At 43.1% G+C, this 11,682-nt stretch carries 11 protein-coding genes; 1 reads left to right on the top strand and 10 read right to left on the bottom strand.

What is annotated here, in order from left to right; all coding sequences use genetic code 11:
• Positions 1-227 precede the first annotated feature (227 nt).
• The 10 genes from DOT_RS31485 to DOT_RS22115 all read right to left on the bottom strand — a co-directional run bounded on the left by DOT_RS31485 (position 228) and on the right by DOT_RS22115 (position 10,216).
• The gene (locus DOT_RS31485) at positions 228-413 is read right to left on the bottom strand and encodes a hypothetical protein (protein WP_207637064.1); all 186 of its coding nucleotides are present in this window, start codon (positions 411-413) and stop codon (positions 228-230) included.
• A gap of 25 nt (positions 414-438) precedes the next feature.
• Complete coding sequence (locus DOT_RS22075) at positions 439-903, bottom strand: alpha/beta fold hydrolase (RefSeq protein WP_050809939.1); 465 nt, start codon at positions 901-903, stop codon at positions 439-441.
• Between the two features lie 22 nt (positions 904-925).
• Positions 926-1,735: a glycosyltransferase gene (locus DOT_RS22080; protein ID WP_009623717.1), complete on the bottom strand. Its 810-nt coding sequence runs from the start codon at positions 1,733-1,735 to the stop codon at positions 926-928.
• A gap of 112 nt (positions 1,736-1,847) precedes the next feature.
• The gene (locus DOT_RS22085) at positions 1,848-2,951 is read right to left on the bottom strand and encodes an ABC transporter permease (protein WP_009623718.1); all 1,104 of its coding nucleotides are present in this window, start codon (positions 2,949-2,951) and stop codon (positions 1,848-1,850) included.
• The gene (locus DOT_RS22090) at positions 2,948-4,072 is read right to left on the bottom strand and encodes an ABC transporter permease (protein ID WP_009623719.1); all 1,125 of its coding nucleotides are present in this window, start codon (positions 4,070-4,072) and stop codon (positions 2,948-2,950) included. Before DOT_RS22090 ends, DOT_RS22085 begins: the two co-directional genes overlap by 4 nt.
• A gap of 14 nt (positions 4,073-4,086) precedes the next feature.
• Positions 4,087-5,016: an ABC transporter ATP-binding protein gene (locus DOT_RS22095; RefSeq protein WP_009623720.1), complete on the bottom strand. Its 930-nt coding sequence runs from the start codon at positions 5,014-5,016 to the stop codon at positions 4,087-4,089.
• A gap of 331 nt (positions 5,017-5,347) precedes the next feature.
• Positions 5,348-7,759: a PEP/pyruvate-binding domain-containing protein gene (locus tag DOT_RS22100; protein WP_009623722.1), complete on the bottom strand. Its 2,412-nt coding sequence runs from the start codon at positions 7,757-7,759 to the stop codon at positions 5,348-5,350.
• A gap of 67 nt (positions 7,760-7,826) precedes the next feature.
• Positions 7,827-8,447 (bottom strand): TetR/AcrR family transcriptional regulator, encoded by a 621-nt coding sequence (locus tag DOT_RS22105; RefSeq protein ID WP_009623723.1) that lies wholly within the window; start codon positions 8,445-8,447, stop codon positions 7,827-7,829.
• A 240-nt stretch (positions 8,448-8,687) separates the two neighbouring features.
• Positions 8,688-9,374 carry a YcdB/YcdC domain-containing protein gene (locus DOT_RS22110; protein WP_009623724.1) on the bottom strand — a complete coding sequence of 229 codons (687 nt, stop codon included), beginning with the start codon at positions 9,372-9,374 and terminating at the stop codon, positions 8,688-8,690.
• Positions 9,359-10,216, bottom strand: a complete 858-nt coding sequence (locus DOT_RS22115; RefSeq protein WP_009623725.1) for a YcdB/YcdC domain-containing protein — start codon at positions 10,214-10,216, stop codon at positions 9,359-9,361. The genes DOT_RS22110 and DOT_RS22115 overlap by 16 nt, the downstream gene beginning before the upstream one ends.
• Positions 10,217-10,458: 242 nt before the next feature.
• On the opposite strand from DOT_RS22115, the gene DOT_RS22120 reads away from it, so the two are divergent.
• Positions 10,459-11,628 carry a sensor histidine kinase gene (locus DOT_RS22120; RefSeq protein ID WP_009623726.1) on the top strand — a complete coding sequence of 390 codons (1,170 nt, stop codon included), beginning with the start codon at positions 10,459-10,461 and terminating at the stop codon, positions 11,626-11,628.
• Positions 11,629-11,682: the final 54 nt, after the last annotated feature.

An 11,682-nucleotide genomic window follows, 5' to 3' on the forward strand; every position in this document is an offset into this window, starting at 1 on the left:
ATTCCTTCCATATGGAAGATATTAGTTATATTCAAAAACTAAAATGGCCAGATCGTCTTGAAACGGTCTGGCAGTAGTCAGCATTTCTCTAATAATTGTAGAGCAATAACCATTTTGGATGCTTAAACAACAACCAATCTCCAAACATGCAACCGTTTTTATTTCGCCCTTACAAACACATCAAGTAGGAATACTGTTAAAAACATACCCACGAAATAGAAGATGCCTTAGAGCCCATACATTGTTACTTGAGAAAACTTCACCTTAAACCAACCGGCTAAACTCATGCTAATTACCATGGCTCCCATAAATAGGGGATTGAGTACTCCGACTCGTCCAACGTACTCCTCTTCGGACATTTGTAGAGTTCCTCCGATAAATGAAAATAAAAAGATGGGAGTAAATTCAGCCACAGAAATCAAAGAGACAGCATAGGGATTATTTCCCGATTCCCTTTACTCTTTCTGAAGAATATATAGAGAGATTAATTGTTATCCAACCACCCCTCGATTCCCCAATTACAAAAGCTTGGTTAATACCAAGTACATCGAATACATCTACAAGCCACTCGCTATAAGCCTGACCATTTTTGGGGTACTTTTCCAGATCGTCTAGCTCGCTCTTACCTAAATCGCCTATTGTGTCAATTGCATACGTTCGATAATCACGACTTAGGGCAAGAATGTTCGGCAGCCACATTGTGGTAGTACCATGTTGTCCGTGAAGCAACACAATCGGAGGCGCATCTTTAGGTCCACTAACGACGATATGTGTACTCCCGTATTTCGTTAGTACATTGAAACACTCGTAGGGTACGGGCCACTGAGCAAGCTGTTTAGCGTAAACGGACATTATCTTTGCTTTGTTTTCCGGATTAACGTAAACTGACGAAATTTTAGCCAAAATAAGCCCTCCAATCGTTGTGTTAGGACTTTTCTTTGAAGTTCTCTCTTATATCATAAAAAACCTCATCTGCATATTTCTCGACATTCCCTTTCAAATAAGCCAAAATCCATTTTGGATGCTTGAATAACATCCACTCTCCAAACATATCGGCCTTTCTAAATGAAACCACCATCTGGGCTTTCGTTATCGTTCCATACTTTTTACCACATTCTTTACCCCATTTTCGTAGACGAAAAGCAAATTCAGCATCTTCCAACATACGCTGGTCTTCATTAAACCCATTTATTGCTTCAAAATCCCTCTTATAACACCAGAAGATTCCTGCGGACGAACACCTGAACTTTATTAGTAATGGAATCAAGATTAGTACTGTTAAAAATGTTGCCAGTATCGTTGATAATGTTGCTAGTATCGTTGATGAAGGTCTCTTATCAAACTTCCATTTTACTCCACCGCCAATATACTTCCCAGTCAGTAATTTTTCTTCGATCTCAGTCAGCATGTTACCTGTCATCTGGCTATCCGCATCGATAGTCGTGATGATCTCTCCCCTTGCAACTTTAGCGCCGGCATTCCTGATAATTGACATATTCTTTCTGTCTTCCTTTGCGATAACGCAATTGTATGATCTAGCTATTTCTTCAGTTCGATCAGTACAACGGTTCAAGACTACGATGACTTCCACCTGATCCTTATACGGCGCTGATGCCGCTACGATAGAATCCAGGCATCTTCCAATTAGTTTCTCTTCGTTATAGGCAGGTATGATAATTGAAAATTTTATATTCCTTTCCTTATCAGTTCCTACATTTTTAATGCTCTTTATCATCTGAAATCCTCCTCAAGCGTGAGTAAATTCCATTTAACTTTAATATACTAACCGTCCGACTAATTTGCATTTCTCTTTGCACATGACCTTGGACCTAAAAACGAACCCTTTGCTATTTAGCGATATCTTCTTTCTTCCATGTCCCTAAGAAAAAGAACACCAGCGCAAACAGAAGTACAATTAAAATATCTCCGCTTATAGCATATAAGCCCTGATCCTTTAAGAGTTTACTAACCCCATCCATAATCCAATAGACAGGTGTAAACTTGCCAATCGTGTTCAATAGAACTGATGCCATTTCATGTTCCCAAAGGCAACCGCCGACAAGACCCATGACAAAGGCGAGAAACACACCTGCGAAAGAAGCCTGAAGCACATTTTTAGAAATCGAACTTAAGGCAACACCCATGGAAACAGATAAAACGGAAGCTGTAAGAAAAAGCAAAAACATGTTTACAAGGGAATTCCCCATGTAAATCCCTATTAAACCCTTGAAGGCCATAAATACTATCGTTACCTGAATAACTGATACGATTAAAAAGCTTAAAATGTTCTGGAGCATGTAGTTTCTTAATGATACCGGAGCAGTAAGAGTTCTATAGAAGGTCTTATTTCCTTTGTCAGTCAGAATCAACGTTGAGAAAATAACCGAAGTCATCAGGATAATTTCGAGAAATTCTCCGAGTGTAGGATAGGCTTTCTGCCTTTCAATTCCCGTAAGCACTTGATATTCCAACTGAAGATCCGCATCGCTGCTACTCTTCAGGCCTTCATAAAATCTTTGTTCATCACCGCCAGAAGCCTGGGCAATTCTCTTGGCAGAACTAAAATAACTATCCACATATTGTTGAACAGGCAGCGACTGGATCGAGTCCTTGAGATAATAACCCTTTGCCGCCACGTCCTCACCTTTAAGTAATTTTGCAGTAAAGCCCTTTTCCATGACAACAACGTAATCAACTTTAGAATTGAGTAATTCATTCTGGATTTGGTCTTGAGTTACTTCCTTTCTATTAGTTTGTAAAGCAAGACGATTTGTGAGCATAGTCGTATATTCAGTTTTATCCAGGTCCATTATGCCAATTCGTAATATTGGCTTAGTTGCAAGTATCGACGAGCTCACAAGTAGTAAAAGAACTGTCGGTAAAATTATGATTACCAGACCCTGAAGCTTGTTTTTGAATATCCTTCTTAAATTATTGAACACTATCGTCATATTGCTTTCCTCCTTCCCAAAAATAGCGTTACTACTGTTAAGGCGGTCGCAGCCATGGCCAGAGAAATTAAGGACGCTTGTATTCTAGAGGTAAAACCGTCAAATAACGTATCCGTAACAATTAAATAGACATAATATTGCGGACTAAAGAAAACAAGCCAATTCATGAAACCGCGAGCTGTGCCCAGCATCCACACAAAGGCTGCGCCTGAAAGTAAGGCGTTTAAACACACGCTGATTAGGGCACCCAAGCCTGTTTTTTTTGTCAAGTAGCCGACAATCATACCCAGCGCCGTTATAATAACAGTAAACACCAAGAAGGTCAGGATAATGATGAGAATACTCCCCTGCATGGCTGACCCCCATATAAAGTACGTAAAGGCGATGAACAATCCGCTGCTGGGACAAAGGGTTAGATAGTTACCTAAAAATTGCCCGCTAACATAGTTCAAGTCGTTGATCGGAGAGATATTAAATCTGAGCAAAGTATTCTTTTTAATAATGTTAATGACCGTAAGGCATCCTAACAAAGCTCCATACGAAAGCATCTCCAGCAAGCCAATAAACGAACTTTTGTCAGAATCGGTAAATGTTTTCCCGGTAGGTGAGATTGCAATTTGTTGGATACCCCTGGAAACTTCCGTTACGTTAATATCTCCTGCAATTTTTGGAATAGCTGAAGAAGCGTTCACTGTGTTAATAAAGCCTTCGACCAGTAGTCGGGTTGCTGAGATGCTTTTATTGCTGTATATTTCGATATTTGCTTTTTTGCCTTGCTTAAGGCTTTGGGAAAAATCCTTTTTAATATAAATTAAGGCTTCTATTTTTCCGCCTTTAACCATCTGATTCCCCGCATCTAAAGAGTCTGCCTTCTGAATATCAAAAGCAGTCAAGATCTCTTGGGTCTGAAGGAACCGCTCAAACTGTTGGCCGATTGGTCCACTATCCGTATCTAAATAAGCTATCTTGAATTTTTGTGAGTTTATACCATGATTTACATTTGTCGTTATATTTGCACAAATCAGGTAGAACACAAAGGGTGCCCCTATAAGTAACAGAAATAACTTCCAATCTCTGATGTTTCTAAGAACGGTGTAATAGGCGATCTGTAAAACATTCAATCAATCCACCCCCCTTAATCTCTTAAAGATCTGCCTGTCAAGGTCAGAAACACCGTTTCCAGGCTGGGTTGTTCTACGTTGAGTGACATAATCACACTACTTTCGGATACCTGGTCAATGATCCCCTTAAGATTCTTACTGTTCTTCTGGGATATAACCGTCAACTCGTTCCCGTTAACATAAGCATCTTTTACTCCCGCTAGCTTCTTAATATTGTCGATCAAGGTGTAGTTCGCTGTGGAAAGTTCCACGACTACCCTTTCATCACTTGTCATCTGGGCCTTAAGTTCTTCTTTTGTCCCCTTAGCGATAACCCTGCCGTGGTCCATGATGACGATTCTGGTACAAATCCCTTCAATTTCCTCCATATAATGTGAAATGTAAATGATGGTGGAACCCATTTTAGTAAGTTTCTTGATTGATTGGATGATGTGGCTTCTGGACTGCGGGTCTATACCTACTGTCGGTTCATCCATGATAATGAGCTTCGGATGGTGGACTAGGGCGCAGGCTATGTTCAGCCTTCTTTTCATACCGTTGGAAAACTTTTTAGGGTACTGCTTCTTCTTATCAAGCAGACCCGTAAACTCCAGAGCTTCTTCCACCCGGTCCTTCAGGAGTGATCCTTTTAACCCATAGAGTTTTCCGAAATAACTCAGGTTTTCATAAGCAGTGAGATCTTCAAAGATTGCAATATCCTGAGGAACAACACCCAAATCACGCTTGATCTCCAACTCGTGATCCTTGAAATTCTTGCCGAAAATTACGATTTCACCGCTATCCGCCTTTGTCAACCCGATCATGGCGTTGATGGTCGTGGTTTTGCCCGCACCGTTAGGACCCAACAGTCCAAGAATCTCACCTTCTTCGATGGCCAGACTGACATTGTCTACAGCAAGTACATCTTTGTAGCGTTTTACCAGATTTCTTACTTCAACTAACATTTACTAACCTCCCCGTCCTCTAATTGGAGTTCATATGAGCTTATGGTCATAGGATAAAGCAAAGAGGAATGAGATGGTAGTGAGCAGAAGCATACATATATATGACAAATGTCATAATGAAAGCGAGTAGACAAATCAACATATCCCGTCTATTTCATAAAAACGAATTTCGATTATACAAAAAAAGACTGGAAGACATATTGCTTCCAGCTTTGTTTCGGAGTGGTATTTAACATCTCCCATAATAGTAAAAATTCCAGAATTAATAGCTTTGTTCCTGGAAGCCATTTCCTTAATAATGGCAAGTTGATTCGTAACTACAGCATTGTTTTTATCCTTTTATCGATACAACACCTTGCCCGCCGTCGACAAGTACGCGGTCACCGGTCTTCAAACGCCTAGTCGCGTTTCCACAGCCTACCACTGCGGGAATACCCAACTCACGAGCAACGATAGCAGCATGCGAAAGCGGTGCTCCCACATCGGTGACAATTGCACCCGCCCGAGGAAAGAGAGGTGTCCAAGCGATGTCTGTTTGGGAGGTAACTAGGATCTCCCCTTTTTGCAATTGATCTCCTTCCTCTGGACTGTCTAAGCGACGAACCACTCCCTCGAATCGACCCGCAGACCCTGCGGAACCAGTTATCAGATTATCGTTTAATTCACTGGAATCCGACGTAGCAGCGGAGGTGAAGCCTGAAGCAACGTAGATGTCATGGCGTCGCTCGGGATCAGCCACCCATTGAAACGGATCAAAACGACCGCATATAATCGATGGATAGACAGGCAAAGACGAATACCTGCTGTGGATGTCTTTCCTAGCGGCGATCAATTTCAGGGCCGCCTCATCTCCCGACAGAACATCCAACACCTCTTCGATTGTCAGAAAGAAAATGTCGTCTCCTAAACCTGTCAATTGCCCTGCGTGCAGAGCAAACTTGCGAGCAACCCAACGATCTCGCACGTATTCAGAGCGAACCGCTTCGCGCAGACAAGCCTTTGGAGCCACTTGATTTATACGACGTTTCATTGATCGCATCTTCCGTGGATGGCTTATTTCCAAGCGATTCCAGGCCGCAGCAATCTCAGCGCGTTGTTTAATAAGAAGCGCTTCTACATCGATAGGCGATTTCTCGAACTGGGCCAACTGTTGATCGAGCCAACCCGAGTCCTCAGCTGGACGAGGAACAGACAGCTCAAACTCATTGGGTCCCCTGTGGCCATACTGCGCTAGATATTCTGTCCGGTCGATTTCTCGACGGGCCACCTTTGCTATGCCAAGAACAGGGCCAAGACTTGCTAATAGTCCTGAACCGTCTCTGATGTCCGTACTGCTACTCAGACCTGATATGAACGTATCCGCATCCTCCGGCCCTAGTAGCTCAATTAGCTCGCGTCGCAACTTAATCGTATAGTCTGAGAACTGAGTCACGCTGCCCATTACGCTCCAAACCGTGTTCTGCAAGTGAGGTAATATCTCAGTGTGCCACAAGAAAGTCAGTTCGGCTTTCTTATTTGTTTCATGGATCTGTTTCTGCAGTTTCTCACACCAATCTGCATTCACACTCAGAAATCTAGGTAATTCTCGAACCGCCCTAATCTGTTTCATTATCATTCCTACAAAATTAATAAGAACGGCTACTCTCGACCCCATGGACAGAGGTATCAGGGGAATCTCTAAGCTCTCGGGAATCCGTGTGTATAACAAGCCTTCCAGAAACCGTGTTATACCTTGTTTGTTTTTACCCAAAGCAGTTAAAACTGAAGCATAGATACTTAAGTTAAGATAGATACGGCCACCAATGTTGCCGGATGATTGATATCCGGGTAACAACTGCCACGATTCGTATATCTGCTGTTGAATACTCCAAGTGAGAGGGGTCATCACTTGGGGGATTGCTTCCCCGAAATTAACGTTTGACCATAAGTAATTGCCAGTCCTACTATCATTGCGCTCACCAGTGACCGGGTTATCTCCGATCAAGGTCGTCACTGGCCGGGACTGCAGCAAATATAATGTGCCGTCAGCGATCGCCCATTCGATATCCTGTGGACAGTCCATTTCTCGCTCCAGGCTGTTCCCCAGTTTTGCTAGCTTGGCTGCAAACTTTTTTAATTCTAATGGTCCATCATAGCCGCCCCTGCGCCAACTCCCTGTTTTCCTCCCCAGTTTAAACGTATAAGCTGAAACCTGACCAGACACCAATTTCTCACCTAACCCGAAGATAAAGTTGCCTGCCATTTCATTGCGGTTCCCAGTAACCGGGTCTGCTGTAAACAGTACACCCGAAATATCGGCTTTCACCATTTGCTGAATAACCACAGCCATGTCGTGAGACTCGTCAATACCTTTTGCCTCGCTGTATACCTGCACTTCCTTACTATACCGTGACTTGCGCACAGTTCTGATCGCCTTCTGGATTTCATGGTCAGTGCTAACATCCAGCACAGTGTCAAACTGGCCGGCAAAAGAAGCCATGGCTGAATCCTCAGACAATGCAGATGAACGGACAGCGAAGGAGGTTTCACCCCCTCTCTCTCGTATTGCCTTAAGGCACGCCTGGAGCTGAGCCCCAGCTTCCGGTATTAACTCGTCTTTTTGGAAAGCCATCGGCATAATTATCAAGCCATCGGGCACTGGATAACCCTTTTGAAAAAGGTGCGCAAGTGTTCCTCCTTTCCCCCCTGCCAGATGCTTATGTTCAGTTTTCAATTCCTTAAATAAACAAACTAATTCTTTCACTTTCTCCCTCCTTTCTGGTCTGCTTTATCATTCATGTCATCTAGCATGGTTATCCGCAAATAGTCTCCTAAGGTTGCTCATCCTCGTGCCGGGTTAAATCTTGAATCAAAGTTTGTAGCACCCAATTCATTGCTTCAGCTGTTTCAGTAGAGTTTAGCCCATACCTTTGCCTAAGGGTTGCCCAAGTCAGAGAACTGCAAAGATGGGAAATTATAGAGGCAACTTGCTTAGCGCCTCCTGAAGACAAGCGAGGGGTGCTTTCCATAACCACTTCCTGGATAGTTTGATCTCGTTGGTACCTGCTTTTAGGTTTAACATTGTTAACCAACAAAGCTATCGTGAACGCCTGTACAAGAGTTGCGCTTTCCTCGAACTTCTCTATTGTCTTTCCTGCCATGACAGGGATGTCGTTCAGCGATTGCGGGCTAAACGGTGCACTCTGAGTCATAATTTCTGAGGCTTCTTCATAAAGAGCCTCCAGAAACGACTCTCGCGTTGGAAAGTGACGGTAAACTGTACCGTAGGAAATGCCCGTGCGGACGGCTACATCCTTCACACTAAAGTCCAGAATACGACCTTCACTAATCATCTTCGCCACTGTATCTAAGATGCGGTTCCGCGTATCTTCCTTCTGGTTACAACGCAAGGGGCTACTGTAAGAGCGGCGATTAGATTTTTCTTCGGACATACAAGGTTCCTCCAATCCCTATAAATTGAATGTAGAATACCTATATTCAATTATGTTTATTTACTATTAAAAAGTCAAGGCAAAAAAATATTAAACCCTGGGCACGATCACTCGATCAACCTAGGGTTTAACAAAATTTCCTACTCTTTTTCTATTTTCCATCTGTTTAACTCCAATTAACTAATCAGGCTTAAAAATAATTATAAGTTTCCTCTCTTTTTCTTTTGGCCTGAGGCTTTTTCATATCCTCTCCCAAATGGGCTCACCGTTGTAGGCATCGATATATCTTAGTCCTCGATTACGGTCAGCGCACAAGGGAATTTCATTTCGACGAATGGTTGTCGGCTCATAGATCAACCGGTAAACCGGCAGATTTTCGTCTTCCAAGTCTTTAAACCATCTAAGTCGGAATCTGACCTGCTCACTGTATAGGTCAAAAGCCTTTTCTGCCGTCAGAGTCGGATAGAGGAAATCATGCTCTTCCAGCTCGCGAATCATTTCATAAGAGACTCCCATATAGACGCAGATTTTACCGGTTGAAGTGTTGACACTAAGCGTGACCCGTTCATAATTAACAGGAATATCGCCAATGTAGACAGGCAGCTGGAAAAACTCACGCTCACGTGGCTGCCTGTCTGTTCCCTCCTGATCAACTTCGATTTGGAGGTAAGAAGTGTACTCTGGAAACACCCGTCCTAGGAATTGTCCAGCCTTCTCCCAACACTGCTGCCGGCTTAGTATCGGCACAGCTTCTTTCTTCTGTTCACTCCGGCGGAATCCCACCAAACGACCCGTCGACTTCTCCACTTGAATCATAAACGAGGCTTCCAGATTCCGTAGTGAATCGCCCCATTTACGTTTCTCATAAGCATCCACAGAAAGTGCTTCTGGTTCTGGATCTTCTTTCGCTCTCAACTTATACAACATTTTGATCCTCTCACCGTCATCCTTCGACTTTTCAAGCACGTATAACTCTGGTCGATACCAAGCTGTATCTCCAAGGTCGCGATGTCTTTAATTGAACGTGCACATGGCTCATTACTTTTATCTGCCTCCATTGGAGTAATTGGGTGACTAGGAGGCATCACATAATGTTCAAGTCCAAACAGATCAACGCCTGTAATGGCATCAATTAATCGATGACCCGGAATAGGTTGATAGACAAGCCGATATTCAGGCTCTGTTCCTTCCATTTCATACATGGACGGATACAGTGTAACAATCGTCAGCTCCATCCGCAACTCTCTCAACGCTTGTTGCCTCACAGTCTCCACATCAACGATGATGCTAGGCCATTCTGGTTTAGGAGCAGCTTTGCGTCTGGATTTTTCCAATTGATATCGGATAACGTTCAAGCTATTGTCTAGTGTAATTCTGCAGCCTGTATCGGGAAGCGGTAGTCCTCCGACTTCCTCTCTATAGGTCAAAAATCGAAAGTTTTGTTTTTCTTCGATATTTACCCAAGTGAATGCGCCATAATTGGGGGTATGTTTCATTAAAAAAGCGTCAGTGATCGCCCTTGCATCCTCTCCCAAGCTGTCTTGACCGACCGACTCTTTAGCTTCCATTTCCATAGCCAGCCTGATCAAGTGCCCGGTTTCTCTATCCAGCGTAATTTCAATTTGGCAGTCATCTTTTCCTGGATACTCCCAAATGAAGGACCGTTCTTTCTCATCGTATGTATTGTCTTCCATTTCCAGCCTATAATGCTCCGGAATCTGAACAATTGTTTTCGCTTTTGCTCTGAGCTCCCCATAGTCAAATGACATATTTACCTCCACAATTTAATCCTATGATTTAAACAAGGTTTCCTTATATCTCAATGTCCACTACCTAAGTTATCTAAGATTATCATGGCCCCTAATGAAAAAACCAGCCTGCAAGATCAGTAGCGGCAAAGATACCGTCAGGGGCGTGTATAATATAGAGGAATTCAGTCCCTGGAAATAGAAATGGTTGTTGTAAAGCGCAGATTGAGTTGTGCGAAAGAAAATATCTTTGAGGTTAAATTATGTTTATCTGGTTAACCGGTATAAAAATTGTTTTATATTCGTGGTTCGTAATTAGAGTATTGCAAAAAACCCCGCTCAGCTTTTCGCTGATAGCAATTGCGCTTGCTATTTTAGCCAGCGGTTTTTGGCGAAGTTATTACGGATATGCCAGGGAAAAAGTGAATATGATTACTTTGCTGCTGGACTTAATTTTGGCTGTCCTTATTTCTCTGTTCCCGAAAAGTGCTGGTTTCGATAAACTTTTTATGGTTTACCTCATCGAAGGGACCGCTATATTACCCAAGCCTTTCTTCATTATATACGCCATGCTTGCTACGCTAGCCAGTGTGGGCTCTTACACACTATTTGAATTAAGGGCAACGGGTGAGACGCGATTACTTGGGGTTGCCGAAATACTGCTGTATGGATTGGCGTTTATTTTGGTTCTAAGTGAACGAAAACAAAGAGAACAACGGTTGGCCTATGAAAAATTGACCAAAGAACTTGAATACCTAAACCTTCAACTGAACGAAAGCATGGCCTTAAGTGAAAAGTTAGCCTCCGAAGCTGAACGGCGACGAATAGCAGGCGAAATCCACGATAGCCTTGGTCATGATCTCACCGGCTTGATTTTGACCCTCGAAGCGGGGAAAAGGCTGATGAACCATAACTTGGAATCTGCAAAGACTCATTGGGACAAAGCCCTTCAAGTTTCCAGGACAGCTCTTAGCTCAGTTAGGGAACTGGTTTCGGAAAAAAGGGAATCATCTTTCGAATTTGAGTTGAGTTCACTCCTTGACAAAATAGCTTGCGAGGCCCAAGCATTAACTGGTTTGCAGATAGAACTTGATGTGAAGCCCCAGGGTTTACGCTTATCCAGCAGAGAAAATTTTAATTTATATAGGATATTTCAGGAAGCCATTACCAATACCTTGCGCCATGCCAATGCGGACCGTGTGCAAATTTCTATATCAGGCGACCAGGAATCAGTTTCTTTTTCCTATTGCGATAATGGAGCCGGAACAAATAAGATTGCAGCAGGAAACGGCTTAATGGGTATGAAGGAAAGAATCGCCGAACTGGGCGGCGTCATTTCTTTTCAGTCACAGAGAGGGAAAGGTTTTAAAATTAGTGGGCATGTAGATAGACGGAGGTTGACACTCCCCATGGATGAATCCAGGGGATTCTAGGTTCATCATACCGACTTATGCCGTGTACTCCCCAAGCTTAAACCGCGTGCCCCG

The organism is Desulfosporosinus sp. OT, assembly GCF_000224515.1.
GTDB lineage: Bacteria > Bacillota > Desulfitobacteriia > Desulfitobacteriales > Desulfitobacteriaceae > Desulfosporosinus.

Coding starts and splice junctions, on each gene's coding strand:
- DOT_RS22085 (WP_009623718.1), bottom strand. CDS start 2,951: ATGACGATAGTGTTCAATAATTTAAGAAGGATATTCAAAAACAAGCTT.
- DOT_RS22110 (WP_009623724.1), bottom strand. CDS start 9,374: ATGTTGTATAAGTTGAGAGCGAAAGAAGATCCAGAACCAGAAGCACTT.
- DOT_RS22105 (WP_009623723.1), bottom strand. CDS start 8,447: ATGTCCGAAGAAAAATCTAATCGCCGCTCTTACAGTAGCCCCTTGCGT.
- DOT_RS22115 (WP_009623725.1), bottom strand. CDS start 10,216: ATGTCATTTGACTATGGGGAGCTCAGAGCAAAAGCGAAAACAATTGTT.
- DOT_RS22080 (WP_009623717.1), bottom strand. CDS start 1,735: ATGATAAAGAGCATTAAAAATGTAGGAACTGATAAGGAAAGGAATATA.
- DOT_RS22120 (WP_009623726.1), top strand. CDS start 10,459: ATGTTTATCTGGTTAACCGGTATAAAAATTGTTTTATATTCGTGGTTC.
- DOT_RS22095 (WP_009623720.1), bottom strand. CDS start 5,016: ATGTTAGTTGAAGTAAGAAATCTGGTAAAACGCTACAAAGATGTACTT.